The 16816-nt window shown below is 59.6% G+C and carries 29 protein-coding genes; 4 read left to right on the forward strand and 25 right to left on the reverse strand.

Annotated elements, in window-relative coordinates; translation table 11 throughout:
• Window positions 1-25 precede the first annotated feature (25 nt).
• The 25 genes from HMPREF2806_RS05775 to HMPREF2806_RS05885 form a co-directional block, all read right to left on the reverse strand.
• Window positions 26-586, reverse strand: a complete 561-nt coding sequence (locus HMPREF2806_RS05775; protein ID WP_083306516.1) for an SNF2-related protein — start codon at window positions 584-586, stop codon at window positions 26-28.
• On the reverse strand, window positions 583-906 hold the full coding sequence (locus HMPREF2806_RS13045; RefSeq protein WP_083306517.1) for a PDDEXK family nuclease: 324 nt from the start codon (window positions 904-906) through the stop codon (window positions 583-585). The genes HMPREF2806_RS05775 and HMPREF2806_RS13045 overlap by 4 nt, the downstream gene beginning before the upstream one ends.
• Window positions 907-1183: 277 nt before the next feature.
• Window positions 1184-3697, reverse strand: coding sequence for a virulence-associated E family protein (locus HMPREF2806_RS05785; protein ID WP_070516735.1), 2514 nt, complete (start codon window positions 3695-3697; stop codon window positions 1184-1186).
• A gap of 334 nt (window positions 3698-4031) precedes the next feature.
• Window positions 4032-4484 (reverse strand): hypothetical protein, encoded by a 453-nt coding sequence (locus HMPREF2806_RS05795; protein WP_070516739.1) that lies wholly within the window; start codon window positions 4482-4484, stop codon window positions 4032-4034.
• Entirely contained in the window at window positions 4481-4675 is a 195-nt protein-coding gene (locus tag HMPREF2806_RS13450; RefSeq protein WP_158013205.1) for a hypothetical protein, read from the reverse strand. Before HMPREF2806_RS13450 ends, HMPREF2806_RS05795 begins: the two co-directional genes overlap by 4 nt.
• A 170-nt stretch (window positions 4676-4845) precedes the next feature.
• Window positions 4846-5061, reverse strand: a complete 216-nt coding sequence (locus HMPREF2806_RS05805; RefSeq protein WP_070516743.1) for a hypothetical protein — start codon at window positions 5059-5061, stop codon at window positions 4846-4848.
• On the reverse strand, window positions 5058-5447 hold the full coding sequence (locus tag HMPREF2806_RS05810) for a hypothetical protein (protein ID WP_070516745.1): 390 nt from the start codon (window positions 5445-5447) through the stop codon (window positions 5058-5060). The genes HMPREF2806_RS05805 and HMPREF2806_RS05810 overlap by 4 nt, the downstream gene beginning before the upstream one ends.
• On the reverse strand, window positions 5440-5793 hold the full coding sequence (locus HMPREF2806_RS05815) for a hypothetical protein (protein ID WP_232745307.1): 354 nt from the start codon (window positions 5791-5793) through the stop codon (window positions 5440-5442). The genes HMPREF2806_RS05810 and HMPREF2806_RS05815 overlap by 8 nt, the downstream gene beginning before the upstream one ends.
• A complete protein-coding gene (locus tag HMPREF2806_RS13455; protein WP_158013206.1) occupies window positions 5783-6067 on the reverse strand; it encodes a hypothetical protein in 285 nt (94 codons plus the stop codon). The genes HMPREF2806_RS05815 and HMPREF2806_RS13455 overlap by 11 nt, the downstream gene beginning before the upstream one ends.
• Window positions 6060-6407 (reverse strand): hypothetical protein, encoded by a 348-nt coding sequence (locus tag HMPREF2806_RS13775; protein WP_070516750.1) that lies wholly within the window; start codon window positions 6405-6407, stop codon window positions 6060-6062. The genes HMPREF2806_RS13455 and HMPREF2806_RS13775 overlap by 8 nt, the downstream gene beginning before the upstream one ends.
• The gene (locus HMPREF2806_RS13780; protein ID WP_070516751.1) at window positions 6400-6786 is read right to left on the reverse strand and encodes a hypothetical protein; all 387 of its coding nucleotides are present in this window, start codon (window positions 6784-6786) and stop codon (window positions 6400-6402) included. The genes HMPREF2806_RS13775 and HMPREF2806_RS13780 overlap by 8 nt, the downstream gene beginning before the upstream one ends.
• Window positions 6783-7166: a hypothetical protein gene (locus tag HMPREF2806_RS05830; RefSeq protein ID WP_070516753.1), complete on the reverse strand. Its 384-nt coding sequence runs from the start codon at window positions 7164-7166 to the stop codon at window positions 6783-6785. Before HMPREF2806_RS05830 ends, HMPREF2806_RS13780 begins: the two co-directional genes overlap by 4 nt.
• A 142-nt stretch (window positions 7167-7308) precedes the next feature.
• Window positions 7309-7716: a hypothetical protein gene (locus HMPREF2806_RS05835; protein ID WP_070516754.1), complete on the reverse strand. Its 408-nt coding sequence runs from the start codon at window positions 7714-7716 to the stop codon at window positions 7309-7311.
• A gap of 256 nt (window positions 7717-7972) precedes the next feature.
• A complete protein-coding gene (locus tag HMPREF2806_RS05840) occupies window positions 7973-8461 on the reverse strand; it encodes a hypothetical protein (RefSeq protein WP_070516756.1) in 489 nt (162 codons plus the stop codon).
• Window positions 8462-8549: 88 nt separating this feature from the next.
• Window positions 8550-9140, reverse strand: coding sequence for a DUF2815 family protein (locus HMPREF2806_RS05845; RefSeq protein ID WP_070516758.1), 591 nt, complete (start codon window positions 9138-9140; stop codon window positions 8550-8552).
• A gap of 191 nt (window positions 9141-9331) precedes the next feature.
• Window positions 9332-10753, reverse strand: a complete 1422-nt coding sequence (locus HMPREF2806_RS05850; protein WP_083306519.1) for a DUF2800 domain-containing protein — start codon at window positions 10751-10753, stop codon at window positions 9332-9334.
• Window positions 10746-11150: a hypothetical protein gene (locus tag HMPREF2806_RS05855; RefSeq protein WP_158013207.1), complete on the reverse strand. Its 405-nt coding sequence runs from the start codon at window positions 11148-11150 to the stop codon at window positions 10746-10748. The genes HMPREF2806_RS05850 and HMPREF2806_RS05855 overlap by 8 nt, the downstream gene beginning before the upstream one ends.
• Window positions 11143-11331, reverse strand: coding sequence for a hypothetical protein (locus tag HMPREF2806_RS05860; protein WP_070516762.1), 189 nt, complete (start codon window positions 11329-11331; stop codon window positions 11143-11145). Before HMPREF2806_RS05860 ends, HMPREF2806_RS05855 begins: the two co-directional genes overlap by 8 nt.
• Window positions 11328-11507, reverse strand: a complete 180-nt coding sequence (locus tag HMPREF2806_RS05865) for a hypothetical protein (protein WP_070516763.1) — start codon at window positions 11505-11507, stop codon at window positions 11328-11330. Before HMPREF2806_RS05865 ends, HMPREF2806_RS05860 begins: the two co-directional genes overlap by 4 nt.
• Window positions 11508-11751: 244 nt before the next feature.
• Window positions 11752-11931 (reverse strand): hypothetical protein, encoded by a 180-nt coding sequence (locus HMPREF2806_RS05870; RefSeq protein WP_070516765.1) that lies wholly within the window; start codon window positions 11929-11931, stop codon window positions 11752-11754.
• A 5-nt stretch (window positions 11932-11936) separates the two neighbouring features.
• The gene (locus tag HMPREF2806_RS13460) at window positions 11937-12107 is read right to left on the reverse strand and encodes a hypothetical protein (protein WP_158013208.1); all 171 of its coding nucleotides are present in this window, start codon (window positions 12105-12107) and stop codon (window positions 11937-11939) included.
• Window positions 12104-12295 (reverse strand): hypothetical protein, encoded by a 192-nt coding sequence (locus tag HMPREF2806_RS05875; RefSeq protein ID WP_070516767.1) that lies wholly within the window; start codon window positions 12293-12295, stop codon window positions 12104-12106. Before HMPREF2806_RS05875 ends, HMPREF2806_RS13460 begins: the two co-directional genes overlap by 4 nt.
• On the reverse strand, window positions 12285-12509 hold the full coding sequence (locus tag HMPREF2806_RS05880; protein WP_070516769.1) for a helix-turn-helix domain-containing protein: 225 nt from the start codon (window positions 12507-12509) through the stop codon (window positions 12285-12287). The genes HMPREF2806_RS05875 and HMPREF2806_RS05880 overlap by 11 nt, the downstream gene beginning before the upstream one ends.
• Before the next feature lie 583 nt (window positions 12510-13092).
• Window positions 13093-13248, reverse strand: coding sequence for a hypothetical protein (locus tag HMPREF2806_RS13465; protein WP_158013209.1), 156 nt, complete (start codon window positions 13246-13248; stop codon window positions 13093-13095).
• A 191-nt stretch (window positions 13249-13439) separates the two neighbouring features.
• Window positions 13440-13682 carry a hypothetical protein gene (locus tag HMPREF2806_RS05885; protein ID WP_070516771.1) on the reverse strand — a complete coding sequence of 81 codons (243 nt, stop codon included), beginning with the start codon at window positions 13680-13682 and terminating at the stop codon, window positions 13440-13442.
• Window positions 13683-13842: 160 nt separating this feature from the next.
• Between HMPREF2806_RS05885 and HMPREF2806_RS13320 the strand changes: the two genes are divergently transcribed.
• The 4 genes from HMPREF2806_RS13320 (at window position 13843) to HMPREF2806_RS05905 (ending at window position 16634) form a co-directional block, all read left to right on the forward strand.
• Window positions 13843-14328 (forward strand): hypothetical protein, encoded by a 486-nt coding sequence (locus HMPREF2806_RS13320; RefSeq protein WP_070516773.1) that lies wholly within the window; start codon window positions 13843-13845, stop codon window positions 14326-14328.
• The gene (locus HMPREF2806_RS05895; RefSeq protein ID WP_118779509.1) at window positions 14315-14692 is read left to right on the forward strand and encodes an ImmA/IrrE family metallo-endopeptidase; all 378 of its coding nucleotides are present in this window, start codon (window positions 14315-14317) and stop codon (window positions 14690-14692) included. Before HMPREF2806_RS13320 ends, HMPREF2806_RS05895 begins: the two co-directional genes overlap by 14 nt.
• Window positions 14689-15270, forward strand: coding sequence for a hypothetical protein (locus tag HMPREF2806_RS05900; protein ID WP_070516776.1), 582 nt, complete (start codon window positions 14689-14691; stop codon window positions 15268-15270). Before HMPREF2806_RS05895 ends, HMPREF2806_RS05900 begins: the two co-directional genes overlap by 4 nt.
• 176 nt (window positions 15271-15446) lie before the next feature.
• Window positions 15447-16634 (forward strand): site-specific integrase, encoded by a 1188-nt coding sequence (locus HMPREF2806_RS05905; RefSeq protein WP_070516778.1) that lies wholly within the window; start codon window positions 15447-15449, stop codon window positions 16632-16634.
• Window positions 16635-16816: the final 182 nt, after the last annotated feature.

Genomic DNA, 16816 nt, shown 5'->3' on the forward strand with positions numbered 1-16816 from the left:
CCCCGACGTGTCTACTTTCCGGGGGTCAGGCCCACTTGCCGAGGCGTTGGCCGTTGTCGATGAGTCGGAAGGGCGCCCAGATGTCCAGCAGGCTGTTGGGGGCGGGAGTGCCCGTGAGGCCGACGATGCGGTCTATCTTCGGGCGAACTTTCTTGAGTGCTTTGAAGCGTTTGGCTTGCGGGTTCTTGAAGCTGGATAGTTCGTCGATGATGACCATGTCGTAGGGCCAGCGGTTACCGTGATGTTTGACGAGCCAGGGGATGTTTTCTCTGCCGATGGTGTAGATGTCGGCGCGGCGGTTGGCGGCGGCTTGGCGTTGTTTTGCGGTGCCGATGATGGGGCTGACGGTGAGGCCGGCCAGGTGGTCCCACTTGTTGAGTTCTGCGGGCCAGGTGTCGCGGGCGACGCGGATGGGCGCGATGACGAGAACCTTTTGGGTTTCGAAGCGGTTGCGGACCAGGTCGTTGACGGCGGTGAGGGTGGAGATTGTTTTGCCCATGCCCATTCCTAGAAATATCGCTGACTCTGGGTGGTCGATGATGAATTGGGTGGTGTGGCGTTGGTAGTCGTGGGGGATGTATTTCATGGGCGCTGTCCTGGCTCTTTCAAATGTTGTTTGAAAGTAGGCTGCTGCTGAATTTCATGGAGGAGTTCCTGGATTTGGTTGGGGTGGTCGATGACGCGGACCATGCAGCCAAGCTGAGTGAGGCGTTCCATCTGTCTTACTTGGAGGGGGCGGGGTTTCTTGCCGGGGGCTTTGAGTTCGACGAAGCAGACCTTGCCGGGTGGGAGGATTATTAGTCGGTCTGGCATGCCGGCGTTTGCAGGGCTGGTGAGTTTTGGGGCGATTCCGCCGTGGTTGCGGACCTCGCGTACTAGTGCTTTTTCGACTTCGCGTTCGAGCATTGTTTTTCTTTCTTGGGGCGCTTCGTGGACAAAACGGACAGCGTTTCTATTTAGGTCTTGGATTTAGAGGTAATGTGCACGTTTCTGTACATAACATCCCCTGTTTCTCTCCAGGGTCTTTTAATAGAAAGTTTGTCCACTTTGTCACAGTGAGGATGTTTTCAATGGTTGATGCGGGTTTTTACCCTGTGACAAAGTGTGTGACAAAGTTTTTGTTTGTCCACTTCGTCCTAGGGGTGGACAAAGCTAAACGTGCTTTGTCCACAGGGTTTGTCACCTATCCGACTTGTAGAACATTTGAACGAGATTCGGCGCGTTTGAATACTCGCTGCTGTCCGTAGATTGGGAGTTTCACTCGCTGCCCGCTGTCTTCCCATCCGTCAATCTGGCGCATGATTGCGGTGATTTCATGGGAGTCGATTTTGCGCATGTCCTCTGGGTTGCGTCCGAAGCACTCGGCCCAGATTTCGATTTTCGACACGCTGGTGCGTGTGAAGTAATCATCGGCCAATCCAGTGTTCTTAAGGTGCCCTGGTAAGCCTCCGCCGTCGAGCCAGACGCGGCGCACGTTAAGCGGCAGCGCATCCCAGTTTCCCGGCAAGACTTTGTTGAGGTATTCCTGGACGATGCCGATGCGGTCGTCAGCCTCTACGCTTTCGGCTTGGATGTGCTCTGCCTGGTGGAGAAGGTCGCCTTCGAGGTAGAGTTTTTCGCCTTGGTAGTCGTAGTGGCGGGCTTCTGCCCAGAGTTGGTCGATGGTGGCTTGGTCTAGGTCGTGTGGTTTGCCGAGCCAGCCTTGGCCGGTGACGTGGACGGGCCACCAGCGGCGATTACCGGTGGTATCGCGCAGGAAGCCTTCGTCGGCGTTGGTGGAGCCGACGATGATGCCTTGGCGTGGGTAGGTGATGACGGTGCGGCCATACGCCGGCCGGTACTTGTCCTCTGTGCGGGAGATGAAGCCTTTGACTGGTTCGGCTTCTGCTTTGCGCATGCCGGCGAGCTCTGAGAGTTCGACGATGAGGTTGCCTTGGAGTTTTTCGGCGGCGGTTTTGTCTTTCATGTCGGTGATGGTGAGGCTGTCGGAGAACCATGGGTTGGCCATGCGGTTGAAGATGGTGGATTTGCCGGCGCCTTGGGGGCCTACGAGGGTGAGGACTTGGTCGAATTTGCATCCTGGTTGGAAGGTGCGGCGGTGGGCGGCGACGAAGGTTTTGCGGGTGACTGCGCGGGTGTAGTCGGTATCTTCGGCGCCGAGTGTGTCGATGAGGAGTGTGTCGAGGCGGGGTGTTTCGTCCCATGGTGGGAGGTGGTTGAAGTAGTCGCGGACGGGGTGGAATGCGCGGGCTGTGGCGGTGGAGAGTAGGGCGTCGTGCATTTTGGTGGGTGCGTAGAGTCCTTGGTAGGTGCGGGCGATTTCTGTTTTGAGCATGGCTTCGTCGTTGTCGGTCCAGCCGGGTGTGAGTTGGTCCCATGGGAGGGCTTGGGGGTCTTGGATTTCGAGGCGGTTGGCGTGGGCGTTCCAGGCGATGTGGTTGAGTCGTGGGTCGTGGGTGAGGATGAGTTCAAAGTTGCCGATGGTGTCTTTGAAGCCTCCATCTTTTTTGGTCTCGAGTTGTGCGAGCCAGGAGGTAGCGGAGTTCTGCTCCTCCCCTTCTTCGGGTGGTGTGTCGTCGTCTTCTTCGTCGCGCGCGTCCTGGTCCCGAGTGATGGGTTGGAAGACGTCGTTGATTTTTGCCGCGGTGGCTTTGGCGTTCTCCGCGCGCGTGGCGGCGTCTTGGTTGGCGAGGTCCATCATCGCGGTGTAGCTGGGTTTCTTGTTGGCTGGGGTGCCGGCCGCGGTGTCTGCGTCCAACTCTCCGAAGCGGTGGATGCGGACGAGGTCGAATGCGCTGTGGGAGTGTCCGTCGGCGGCGGGGTCGGTGGCGTGCTGGCTGTAGGCGTAGTGGCCACCGTTGTAGACGATGAGACCATTTGAGGATGAGCCGCCGGTGTAGGTGTAGCGGTCCTTTGTGGTGCCAGGCTTGTAGACGTCCGCGAGGAAGTTCTGGATGGCGCGCGGGATGGTGTAGGCGCGGTTGAAGGCGCCGAGCATGCCAGGCTTGGTGCGCGGGTCGTCGAGCTTGGAGGTGCCGAGCATGGCTTTGGCGTCGTCTGGTGTGACGCCGGGCCAGGTGGTGACGTCCTGCCAGGTGTCGTACCGGTCGAGGTAGTCGTCGGGGTTGAGGATGTCTTTCTGGGTGCTGATTTCTACGTGGTAGTCGCCGTCTTCGAGGGTGGCGGGCCAGTAGAAGAAGCGTTCTGGTTCGAAGGTGGTGGGGTCGAACCAGGCTAGGCCGGGGTTGATGTCTTGGGCGGCGCGGCGGGCGACGGCGCCGTATTCGTCGGCGGTGACGTCGCGGGTCAGCCATACCCAGATGCGCCAGCGTTGCTCAGCATCTAGGTGGCTGAGGGTGGTGTGGGCGAGCCAGGCGTAGGGCAGGGTGTCGGCCAGGGCTTGGGCGAGGTCGACGTCTTCGGGGATGTTGTCAAGGTCGAGGGTGATGAGAGAGCGGGTGAGGATGTGGCCTTTGCGGCGGCGGCCTCCGCGTAGGTGTCCGCCGACGAAGCCGCCGACATCTTTGTGCTTGTCCTTCTCCGCTTTGGCGAGGCTGCGGTATTCGTCTTTGGTGCAGTTGACGATGATGGGCTCGTACGCGCGTGCGGTGAGGTCTTGGAGGGTGGTGAGTTGGTTGGTCCAGTGGGAGGAGGTGCGGGTGGTGGCGGTGGCGATTTTGAGTTCGCGGTTTTTCATTTGCTTTCTCCTCCATGGGGTTGTGGGTGTTAAAAAAGACCCCGCGGTGTGGGCGGGGTCTTGAGTGCTTGGATGATTTGTTGTCTGAGGCCAGAGATGTTTTGGGTGGCGTGGGGTGCGCCGGTGCGGGCGATGTAGCAGAGTTGGTCTAGGGGTGGCCGTAAGGCTCGGAATCTGTCTCGGCAGGCTTTTGCTTCGCGGGTGGCGTGGGCCATTGCTTCTGCGTGGGTTTGGAACCAGGTTGATTTTGGCCATTCCCCGTCTTGCCAAGAGGCCCAGACGAATCCGTCGGGGGCGAAGACGTCATCGTAGAGTTTCTTTACTTTCCACCGGCTCATGCTTCCTCCCATTCCCCAATGAAGCGTTTCCGAACGCGACCCCCTTCGTCATTGAACTGCTCCATCCCCATCCACGCTTCGGCTGCTATCTCGTTTGTGGTGGCGTCGTCGATGGGGCGCCAATCGTCAAGCCACGGGTTCCAGATTTCTGGTACATACTCCCATTCCCCTTCTGGTGGTGTGCCGTCTGGTGCCCAGGCGCGGGGCAGGTCGGGGCGGAGAGTTATCTGCTCCGGCTGCACTAGCTCGTGCCCGATTGCCGCATTGAAGACTTCGTATTCGTCTTCATAGGCCGCGTCGTAGTCGTTGCCGGCTTTGATGATTACGGTGGTGATGACTTCTTCGGGCGCGTTGTGCAGGCCTGTTGTTCCGACTGCTGGCCGGTAGTCACACCACATGCCTACGCATTCGGCGCGTTCTTCGGGGGTGAGGTCTGCCAGTGTTGTCATTGGGCTAGCTCCTTTTTGAGGCTGATGTTGGTCATGATGGCTCCTACGAGGCCGGAGGCCAGCATGATGGTGGAAAGCGCGATGTGGCCTTGGGCTGCTTGGTGGATGCCGTTAGCGGTGGGCAGCATCATGAGGGCGGCGAGAAAGTAGGTCTTGAGGACGATGCGGATGACTTCTTTGGTCTCGCTCATGTTTCTTTCCTGTTGTTGGGGGGTTGGGCGGTATACCCAGTACGGGGCGGGTGCGAAGGGGATGTCAGGCGGGTAGTGCAGGGCGCGTTCTACAGTGCGGAGCCACCGCCAGCCGTGCTGCCGTGTGCGGACGGGGTGCCAGGCGAACCAGCGGTGCCACGGGCCATACGTCATGCTTGTTCCTTGAGTTGGTTGTAGATGGGTGTGTCCTCCGGGAGTTCGTGATTGTCTCCGTCGAGCTGAACACTGTCGGCGTAGACAGCGAGGTGAACCAGGTGGATACCGGGGCCAAGCGTCTCGATGGTTGGGGGTTCTCCACTGTGTAGGAGTGGGAGGCCGTCGAGGGTGACGCCGCGTGGACTGACGCGGAGCTTGTGCGGCCTCATGCTTGTTCCTTGGCTGTTTGTTCTGCGGCGTGGAGTGCAAGCCGGAGGGACCGCACTTCGTCGATGCTGAAGGGCTCTAGGGGTTCACCGTCGTACCAGATGGTGATGTCGGGGTCGCCGGGGAAGACACCGACCTCGTAGAGGGTGGTGGTGTCCCAGATGCTGGGCGCTTCGGGATTGTCCCAGTCATCCTCGTATTGGGCTTGCCACTTGGGGTCTCGCATGTCACGGTCAGGGGCTGGTAGGTCTGGTGCGAGGAGTCCCGCGTCGGCGAGGGCGTTGGCGAGGCGCTCTGCTTCGCCTGCCGCTGTGAGGATTTCCCCGCGCTCCCACGTTTGGTTGACCTCGTCGTAAATGACCTGCGCGGCACGGTCAAAATTAGTCATCTTGTGTGTCCTTTAGGTCGCAGGCGGCGAGGATTGCGTGGGCGGTTTCGCGGGCCTTGGTGGTGTTGGAGAAGCGGAGTTCACAGGGGTCAGGTTCTAGCTCGGCGGGTTCCCAGTCTTCATCGGTCTCATCGTGGATGACGTGGATGATGCCGTCCTCCAGGCCTACGTAGCCGTCTTCCATGTGCCATTCATGTTCCCCGGTGTCGGGGTAGATGCATGGCTCTGGGAGGTCTTCAGCCAGTAGCCCGTAGTCGGCTAGGTGCTTGGTGATGCGTGCGGGGCTGTCCCCGTTTTTCATACCGTGGGCGATGATGCTCGCGGCCCGGTCTCGGTTATCCATCATGGTCTCCTTCATGGTGGGCTACGGTTTCGCGGTCTGTGGTGATTCTGCTTAGTCGTCGTCGGAGGCGCAGTACTTCCTGTGCGAGGTCTGGGGCGGCGGCGGCGAGGGCAGAGTTCGGGGTATGCATAATCCCGAGGTATTCGCCAGCAGCCCTCATTTCGCGTGTCGTATCCGGGCGCGGCGCTCCATCGTCGTACGTGGCTAGCGCCGTCCACGGCCCTGGTGCGGTCTCATCCAGTAGGCGTTTCAGGTTGGTGGTGCTCAAGTCATTCATCGTGCACCTCTGTGAGGGTGTAGCGCTTACCGGTCGGGGTGAGGTTCTGGGGAGATGCGTAAGGCATATGGAATTCTCCGTAATCGTTCAGGAGGATTCTTACCTGCCCGGTAGTCAGATCACTTTGAAGCATGATCACTTCCCCGTAGTCGGGGTGCTCCGCCTCCGCGAAGCGGTGCTTCTCGTTGTCCCACCCCACGTCGGCCATGGTGGGGTGTGGCTTGGGTGGGAGGGCGCGGAGGATCGGTTCTTTGGCTGCGCGGGTTGCAGGCAAGCGCTGACACAGCTTCTCTAGCGCGTCGTACGCCTCAATGATTTCTTGGCGGGTTGGGTTAGGCATTGGTGGTGTCCTTTACTTGGTCTGCTAGGCGGCGGGTTTCCGTTTCGACTTCCTCCCATGTCCAGACATGGGGGATGCCTCCGAGGATGTTCAGAGAGTCGCCTGTTAGGCAGGCGTGCTCAGCGCCGGGGTGGTGTCCATCCCCAAGATGGTTGGTGTCGAAGCCGATGACGCGACCTTCGTGGTAGGTGATGCCGCCATGTACTTCGATGTCAGGGTGCACCTCAATCGTGTCAGGGAAATCAAGCCACGGGTGGTTTTCTGGCAGTTCGATGTATCCGTTGATGGTGAACGGCCCCAGCTGCGTCATGCAGTTGATTCCCCGGTGTGCGAAGTAGCGGGCGGTGTCGTTGGCGATGCAGTCGAACGGGTTGGTCATCTTTTGCTCTCCTTGATGTGGTTGAGTAGTCGTTGCCAGTCGGGGTCGTCGATTTCGCTGAGGACGCTGCGGGGAGTGTTGTCGCGGTAGTCGCATTCCTCCGCCACGTCGCGGGCGATGACATACCTGGTGTTGTCCGAGAGTTGGTGCCAGTGCTGGATTACCCAGTCGACGGTTTCCTTGACGACGTAGGTGGCGCGGCCCCTCGCGTAGCGCACCGCACCAATGACTAGGAACTCGTCACGCGGGCCAAGCACAATCGGGCCACGCTGCCGCCAGTTGTCTGGGTTTTCTTCCGGTGGGGTGAAACGCTCGTCGTACAGGATTTCATCGTCTTTGCGCATGTCACGCCGCATCTCCCAATAATCATCAGCGGTCACTGCGTACCCCCTATGACCGTGGCAAGCATGATGACAGATATGGTCACGACACCTATCAGAATGGTCGCGACTAGGACGCAGGTCAGGAGGATGAAGTCAAAAGGCTCCTCCTCCAGCCACTCATGGAATTTTTCACGCAAGGTCACTGCTGGGCCTCCTTGAGAGTGTTGGCGGCCTGCTCTGCCAGGCGTCGGGTTTCTGCTTCGACTTCTTCCCACGTCCAGATGTGGGCGATGCCGGCGAAACCGGAGAAGAAACTGATATTGGGAAACGTCTTGATTTGTCCTGAGAATTCCGCTTCGGGATGTGGGCAGTCCCCAGCGTGGTTGGTGTCGAAGCCGATGATGTGCCCCTCGTGGTAGGTCAATCCGCCATGCACCTCTACGTCGTCGAAGAATTGCAGGTCTTCTTCCTTAAGCCATGGGTGGTTTTCGGGTAGTTCGATGTAGCCGTTGATGCTGAACGGTCCCATCTGGGTCATGCAGTTGATGCCCTGGTGGGTGAAGCGCCGGTCTGTGCCGTTGGCGATGCAGGCAAACGGGTCAGTCATTGTGTTTCCTTCATTTGGCGGAGCTTGATTTGTATTGCAAGGATTTGGGATTTTGACAGGGTGTATCCGTCGTCCCCTGGAGGCCGGTTCTTGATTGCGCTTGACCTGTTAGTACTCGTTTGCATGACTAGTGCTTCGCGAGTGCGAACTTCACGCTTTTTACCGCGTAGTGGGTAGTCAGCAAGGGTGTCTCTTCCTCGTCCTTCGCGAACGTGGTTGTAGCAGCATTTGCAGAGGTTTCGGGCTTCATGCCGTTTCATGTTTTGGCAGCGAATGCAGACGATGAGTTTTGTAGAGCGGTTCCCCATAGTTGGTCGAATTCTTCTTGGTCGATGTTGAAGGTGTCCCGGTTGAGGACGATGCTGTGGCGTGCAGTGCGCCCGGTTTCCTGCTGGTAGACGGTGCGTAGGTTTTCGTCGGCGATTCGGCAGGCGTCTTCGTCGAGCTCGATGTGTCGCATGCGGTTGTGGTAGAGATCATCCAGCTGGTCGGGGTTGAGCCCGGAGAGCTGCATGATGCGCGCTAGGTAGATCCCCGTACCACCAAATGGGTCTGTGATGCGTACTTCTGGGTCTGCGAGGCTGTAGCCCTGGGCTGCGAGTTGGTGGATGACTGCGCGGACTTGAAAGTCCACGATTTCTACTGGGGTGACTACTACCCCGTCGCGTTGTCCACGCTTCGTGTCTGTGCCCTGCTGGTAGTCGTTGGCTATGCGCTGCTGTACTGCGGCGCGGGAGTCGTGCATGTGCGGCCTCCTTCTACGGGCGTCTTTATTGAGTTGTCGTGTGGAAGCTTGAGGCCCCCTGGCTGGAGCCAAGGGGCGAGGTCAGCTTTTAGAAGCCGAGGTTCGGGGACGCAGCAGCAGCGCCTCCGCCGAGCGCGGAGAACACGTCCTCCGCGGTGGTGGGCTCAGCGCCCAGGCGCTCACCATCCTTAACCTTCTGAATACCGCTCAAGGATGCGGCCACCCCGACGTTGCCGGAGTTGGAGTACACGTAGAACTGCACGGCCGCGTTGACGTACATGCCGGAGTAGACCTCCGACTGGTCAATGATGGGGCGAACATTGCCGTCCACGATGAATGGCTTTCGAGACTCTGGTGCCTTCGCGGAGATGAACCAGTGGCCTTGGTAGGCGTCTCCGCGGGGCTCACCGTTGTTCTTCGGACGGTCACCGTCGCGCAGCGGCGGGTACTGGGTCATGGCGGGGTCGATCGCCTGCTTGATGGTGCCGCGGGTAACTGCGTCCTGGACGGCGGCATCAATCGCGGCGTTGACTGCTGCGATGGTCTTCTCATCGTTCTTGGGGATGAGGAGGACGGCTTGGTATTTCGGGTCAGCTCCTTCGGCTTGTGCGCGTGGGGTGAAGAGGTCGTTGAAGCTGAGTCGTGCGGGGAAGGTGGCGTCGCGGTTGGTGATGGCCATAGTGTGGTTCCTCCTTGGAACTAGTTGGTGATGGGTGATAGTGGGGGTTGGTGCCGGTGAATCTCGTCGACCAGCGGCAAACACGGGGCTAGGCGGCGTCCGGGTAATCCGGCTCCGGCTCCGGGTCGTCTCCGAACTTCTCCCCTGTCGGGTTGAAGACGGCTTGAATCTTGCGGTACGCGGCTTCTTGGTCAGTCATTAGTTGCTCCTTCTAGTGGTTGGAATACGGTCTCAGGTGTGGCTACTGCCAGTGCAGGGCGCTTATCTGATTCGGGCACCAGCGTGGGTTTGCCCTGTGGTTTGTGGACGAGGTCGCCGAGCGTGTCCTGGAACTGCTTCTTGCCCAGCAGCTTCGTCATCGCAGTGATACCCAGCAGCTTCTTCTCGTAGGGGTCGTGGCCGGCCTTCTCAACCGCGGCGGCAACCTTCTCTTCGTCGGTGTACTTGCGCACACTGCGGCCTTCCACGAGCTTCAACCCGGGGTAAGCATGCCCGCTGTTGGCCTTATCCAGCGCGAACTTCTCTACCGTGGACAGCCACTTTTTCAGCTCCCCAGACCAGGTAACAATCTGGGCTATCTGGTCGTCAGTGAGTGTTTCCGGCGCCGGTGCTGCCGGGGTTACCTCGTCCGCTTCCTTCGGTATTGGGGCGAAGTACTTAGCTGCCAGCGCTGTGCACTGTGGGGCGTGTCGGCAGAATCGGCACCACTCCCCCGCACGAAGCTCCCCCTCACCATTAATCGCGGCCTGGGCGCGGGGCTTGACCACCGTGTCAGCCCACTGCATCAGTTCCCCCACGCTGACCTCGTCAACGCTGATGTTGTTTAGACGGGGTTGGAATATCACCATCCGCACCGTCTCGATGTTGTAGATCATGCCGAACTGGGTGAGCGCGCCCAGGGCGTACAGGGCCATCTGTGGATTACCCACAGCGGACACCTCCACGCCCTTGCCGTACTTGAGGTCAATGACGGTCATGGTGCCGTCCCCCACGATGAGGGCATCCCCAGTGCCGAAACCATCCGGCACGATGTGGCTGAAGTCGAGGCGTTGCTCAATAGCGAGGAACGCGGCGGGGCTGGTCTGCTGTGCGCGGTCGAGCTCAGCAACAACGTTGTCGACGTAGTCGTCGGTGTAGTCGTCCATCTCCTCCGTGACCCAGTCGGTGCTGGTGAGCGTGCTGGGCAGGCCCTGGAGGTTGCGGAGCTTGTGCTCCGCGAGTTCGTGGGCGGCAGTACCCTCGGCAGCGGCATCAGAGCTACTGTCCGGGTATTGCTCTTCCAGCCTGGGGGCTGGTGTGCAGTTGAGCCAGCGGTGAGCGCTAGAGGCGGACAGCACAGCATGCGCACGCCCGGCATGCCCCTCGGGCTCTGGTTCTTCTTCGATGGTGCCCAGTGTCTTCACCTTGCCGAAAGACAAGCGCGTCGGGCCGTTACCATCCTCGTTCGCCAGCGGAATCGTCTTCTTGTTGAGGTGGCCAGCAATACGGCGAATGACACCGTCACTGTCTTCTAGGTGGGTGATGCCGACCTGGTTGATGACGTCCTCAATGTGGGCAAGCTCCTCATCACCAACGGCATCAGGTATGGCAAGGAGAGCTTGGTATTCACTCATCCATAGCCTCCTTGTGCTTGGTGGCCATGCTGATGAGCTCCTGCAGTTTGTCCTTCGGCACGTCGGTCAGTGTCTTAACCCCGAAGTGCGGGAAAAGCTCGCCGGTAATCCATCCGGGGCCTTCCGCGAGACTAATCTGGCGCAGGACGGTTTGAGCTTCGTGGAGCAGAGCATTGTCCTGGGCTTCGGGTTCTGTCGAAGTCTCCGAGGTCTCCGAAGTCTCCGGCTGCGCCGCGGGCTCTGCCGACTGCTGCTCTACCGGCCCCGGCGCGGCCTGCGGGCCCCCCACCTGAGGCCACGGGGACACGCTATCCGGCTCCTGCTTAATGCGGTCGTACGTGCGCTGCAGAGTATCAATACCGATGGCGAGCAGGTCGAGGGTTAAATCCTTATTCATCCAGGTCATTGTTGGTGTCCTTTCCGGTGATGAGGTTGGTGCCGTGGACGGTCAAGCGGCGTGACCCGTCCTCCAGCGTGGTGATGTATCCCTTCTCAATCAGGTCTTCGAGTTGGGCTTTGGTGATGTGTTTGGCTGCTGCCCAGCGGCGCAGGGTGTTGCGGTCGTTGTTGGTGGTCATGGTTGGGCTCCTTGGTCGAAGCGGTCGAGGGTGATGTCGGTGAGTGCGAGGGCAGTATCCTCGGTGAGCCCTGCAGCGAGGTAGGCCTGCATGGTGGTTGCGGCCTGGTCGATGAGCTCGTCGAGGCGACTACGGGGTGGGATGATGCGCGCCGGCATCAGGTTTGGGGTGTTCATGCGGTCCTTAGGTTGAGAATTGCGTGCGCAAGGCGAGCATGGCCTGGGCAGAAACGAAAACCCCGACCAAGGTCAGGGTCATCAGCGCCTTCCTTCCAACAACCGTGATAGAGGCATTTCGTTTCTCTGCGGTATGCGAGGAGGGCATCTAATGCTGCTGCGCGCGTCTTAAACGGCGTTCGTTTAGGGATGTTGGCCCACCAGCGTCCGTTGTCGAGAGTGGGTTTTATCAGGCGGTCTTCTCTCACAGCGAAGCGCGCTCCATATCGATAAGCTGCTCCATCTCAAAGCACTTGTCCCGCAGCTGCGGGAAAGTATCCCCGTGGTCGTGCATCCAGTCGAGGATTTCGCCCTCGAGTCGTGCGAGTGCGATTTTGCGGGCCTCACGGGATGGGTGCGAGCTGGAATATCCGATAAGCGGCACAGCTATCACATCCAGACTGGCGGCATGCTGAGGAAAGCGTGCAGGATGAAGCCAATCAGCATTCCGAGGATGCCGGTAGCCCAGGCCAATCTTGTGCGTTTTGCGGCGATGTCTTGCCAGTAAGCAACACGACGCGCATCCGGTGTGGTGCGTGGTGGGCGGTTGGTGGTGGTCATTTTTTCTTTGCTTCTTTCTCTGTGAGGATGGCGAGGTGGCGGGCGTAGTTGGCGGCGTCGAGGATGCGCTTGCGCATGCCCTCGGGCAGTCGGGTGAACCGGCAGAGGGCGCGGTACCGGCCCTCAATCTCGTAAAATTCTTTGACCGCTTGGTCGAGTGGGATTTCGAACTTGTGGTTAGGCGGCATTGTTGACCTCCATGTATCGGGTCAGGTGTGTGTAGTGGATGAGGTACGGGGTGCCTACCGCGCTTTGGTATGCGGGTAGCCGTCCGGCGGCGCAGTCCTGGCGGATGGTGCGGTGCGATAGGCCGGTAATGGCGGCAAATTGGGCGACGGTAAGGTTGGCGACCCTTTTGCCGAGGACAGCCTCAACCATCTCCATGAGTTGTTTGGTGTTCATCGCCATACCACCCAGAAGGTGCGGGGGCGTGGCTTGCGGTGGCGGCGATGAAAAAGGTGTTTAAGAAGGCGGTTCAATTGGGGCTCCTTAGTTCATGTAGTTGTGGTGGGTGTTTGTGGGTGGGGTTGCAGGCGTGCAGTGCCAAAGGGTGGGGCCGGAAAGGGTGCGACGGAAAGCCACCCCACCCCGGTTACAGCCTTGACGCTCCATCTCTCCTCCGACGGGAGCTAGCGCTTTACAACCCCTGGTGCCCAGCCGGGGAGTCGAACCCCGGTGCTTGCAAGGAATCAGCCACCCGCTTGTAGGCAATAAGTGATGATTTCGTGTTCCGTTCTGGGCTTGGTATTTATGTCAGCGCCGCTCGTTCCCTCCCAACCACGTCGGGGTGCCTACCTCACGGTTCGCCCCGGTCATCGCAATCTAAGAACCATGCTCACGGGGCCGGTATCTTCCGGCGCTCTTCACTATTGAGTTCTCATTCATCGCGGCCGGCCGAGTTCCTGCCCTATCCCCTGGGACAGGAATACTTCGGCGGCCTGGTGCCCGTGGGGAGGCTTGCACTCCCCTTGCCTGCTAAGTCGGGCTATTCCGCTTCGATATGCTCGCGTTCCCTGATGGAGCTGTGTGCGAAGCTTTCCGCTTCCTCAAAGAGGGCGTCTACTTCGTCGGGGTTTATCTGCTCCTTGAGGGCTGCTTTGATGTAGCCGAGCATGAAAGCTTCGACATAAGGGCTGGTCATGGCAGGCCTCCTTATGCGTGGTGGACGCCGCGGTACCACCAACCCCGGCCCAAGGGCGGCGTCTTAGTGAGGCGTAGGTAGAGGTTTAGGAAGTGTTCGCGGTGTTCGTTGGGTCGGTGCATGGGTGTAGACTCCTGTGGTGAGAGATTGATTTTCTTCTTGGCTCGGCGTTGCAGCGTCGGGCCCTTTTCTTATGCGGCGGCGGGCTCGGCCTGGTCGAACCAAGCGCCGATGTAGCTTTTGTCGCCTTGTAGGGCGGATACTCGCAGTGCGAGTTCTGCGGTCACTTTTGCCCCGGCGCGTAGCTTTGGCATGTCTTCGGGGCGGACTCCGATGAGTAAGGCCAGCTGCTCCTCGGTTTGCACGTTGCGTGAGCGCATGATGGCGTCGAGTGCTCCGGGGCGGAAGGTGAACCGCGGCGGTGTGACAGCCATGTAGTTACCTCCATGTGGTTTTCAAGTTTTTGGTCGAGGCCCTTGTGAACCTGACAAGATTCATTATGAACCTATTGAGGTTCAATGTCAATCCGTTCAGACTCATTTTGATAATTCCCCAGCGCTTGACACGTTTTTACACATGGTTCATAATGAACCTATGGAACTTCAAGAATGGCTATCTACGCTCCCTGGCGCCCCCACAGTCAGCCAGGCGGCTGACCACTCCAACATCTCGAAAGCGACGCTGCTGCGTCATGCGAAAGCGGGCAAGACGACTGCCGAGTTCGTCATCATCATTTCCCGCGCCTACGGGGTCAACGAGGTTGAATCCCTTCTATCCCTCGGCTTCATCACTTCCTCGGCTATCGACGAGTACGGCGTTGAGGCAGCACTAGAAGGCGCGACTAACCAGCAGCTGCTTGACGAAATCATGCGTCGCTCCGACCCCGAGGCCCGCTACCTCTTCGGCAACGACAACGACGATGACGTCATCGGCTTGGACCCCAGCATCGCCCCCGTCTCCTCCCTCGACGATGCGCGTTCGAACGGCGCCGATAGTGATGTCCACTCCCTGCCGTACGCTGCCGACAGCAGTGATACTGAGCCAGAGCCGGGAGATGATGACTACCATGATGGACCCTGATGCCCTCGCCGAAGCCCTCGGCGTCACTCTCACCGAGCACACCGGGGGTGAGAAAGGCCGCTACTACGGCGGCAGGCACATTAGCCTGCGTCGCGGTCTCGGACCGGTGAATCGCCGGTGCACGCTCGCTCATGAGCTTGGGCATCTTATCGCCGGGCATGACCCGGCCGCTGCGGGCTGGATCCGCGCGAGGCAGGAGCGCCAGGCCGACGAGTTCGCCGCGCGGTTGCTCATCAGCCCTATCGAGTACGCACTGGCCGAGCAGCTTCATGGGCCTAGCCTGTCCGCGATAGCGCACGAGCTCGGGGTCACCGTCCACCTGGCCACCACGTGGCAATCCCTCTATGAAAGGCAATCAGTATGAAAAAGCTCTCTATATCTCTCATTGCGGCCCTTGCGGTGTCCCTGTCCGCGTGCGGTGCACCTGGCGACAGTGACGAGCCAATCACTACCACGGCGACGACTAGCGCCACCTCGTCGACCTCAACGACGACCAGCAGCACCACCACAGCGGCTACGTCATCAGAGACCCCCGCTGAGCAAGACGACCCAGTCCCGGCAGGTGACTACCCAGCGCAAGCAGACATGCAGCAGCAGGGCGCCAATGCCGACCGCGTCAACCGCTTCCAGGACAACCAGGGCCGCTACTGGCTATGCGATAAAGCCACCCCTCAAGGCAACCCGGAGGTGCCTGAATACAACACGCCGAACGGCTGCATGGGCCCGTTCAACACCGTGGAAGAGCTGCAAGACGGACTTTATGGTGCTATGGCTGACGCCCTGGCCGAGGAGTTCGACATCGACACTGAAACGCTTGACCCGCCCGCGCCGGAAGCGGTGAGCTCCGATGACATTGCCGACGGCATTGCTGAGGACCTCGGCTGTGAGGGGGCGACCATGAATGAGGACGGCAGCTACTCGTACTACGGGTGCGAAGAGTAGGTATGCCTTCGCGGAGCTGAGCTCAAATACGCGAAGGCACCCTAGGCCCAACCGGGGGGGGATTGTGAGCCCAACAACAGCATAAAGCAAGACCGGCCCTGGCGCTCAACATGTGGAAGTCGCGAGCACCAGGACCGGAATATCCAACCATGAACTAGGAAGGACGTGTCTATCATATGGCATCCATCAAGGCATACGAGACAGCGCGCGGCATACGCTACCGCGTCGACTACGTAAAACCAGACGGCAAAAACACCACAAAACGCGGATTCAAACGCAAGCCCCAAGCGGAAGAATGGGCCAACCGCAACGCGGTATCCATCGCCGATGGTGACTGGGTCGACCCCACCAAAGGCGCGGCAAAGCTCCACGAGGTCGCCGAGGACTGGCTCGTACTCAACGAGCTACTCAAGCCCTCCAGCACGGACATGAATCTCACCATCTGGCGCGGCACCGTAAAGCCCTACTGGGGTGACCGGAAGGTCAAGGACATCACGCACCGCGAGGTACAGCGGTGGGTATCCGGCATGGGCTACTCCCCATCCTGGGTACGCAACTGCCATAGCGTTCTGTGCCAGATTCTGGACGTTGCGGTTAAAGACCAGCGGGTGAAGAAGAACGTCGCGCGGGGTGTGCGCTTGCCGAGAAAAGTGAAGACGGTGCATGTGTATCTGACGATGCAGGAGCTGAAAGACCTCGCGGATGAGTGTGTGCGTCACGGTGAGATTGTGATGCTGCTAGGCACGACGGGCCTGCGTTGGGGTGAGCTCGCGGCACTTCGGCCGAGGGACCTGGATCCGCTGAATAACCGTATCCATGTGCGCCGGAATGCGGTGTATTTGGATAACGAGAAGAGGTGGCATTTCAACACGACGCTGAAGAACCATAAACGGCGGAGTGTGGCGGTGCCGAAGGCGGTTATGGGCCAGGTGCTCGCGGTCGCCTCTGGTCGTAGGCGGGATGAGTTGATTTGGCAGACGCGGGATGGCACGCCGATGCATTCCCCTGGGCACCGGACGTGGTTTGACGGTGCGGTGAAAAGGATGCAGGCGAGTGCGAAGCAGGCTATTGATGAGGCTAAGGCTGCGGGCTTGCCGGAGCCGCGCGCGTTTGAGCGCATCACGCCGCATGGGCTAAGGCATGTGGCGGCGGGATTGCTAGTTAATGCGGGGGCGAACGTGAAAGTGGTGCAAACACAACTGGGTCATGCGGATGCGGCGGAGACGCTGAATACGTACGCGGATTTGTTCCCGGATATGCTGGATGAGGTGGCAGAGACGATGGATGGGATGATTGCGGAGGTGGTGGATATTTCTCAAGCTCCGTCAGTTCTCCGTCAGGAGGGTGGTGGAAAGGCGGTTTAGCCTGGTAAAAGGCGACTCCTATTCTAGGTTCGAGTCCTGGTGGGGAAGCAAGATAAAGCACCGCGTAACCTGGACTTACCCAGGGGGCACGGTGTTTTATTTTCGCTTTATTTTCTTTTCCTGCGACCGCGCCGAAACCCCCTGATTTCGGCTTAAGGGACATTTCGTGTGGATTTGCGGCG

Origin of the sequence: Corynebacterium sp. HMSC076G08 (genome assembly GCF_001811515.1) — a bacterium.
GTDB classification, from domain to species: Bacteria; Actinomycetota; Actinomycetes; order Mycobacteriales; family Mycobacteriaceae; genus Corynebacterium; species Corynebacterium hiratae.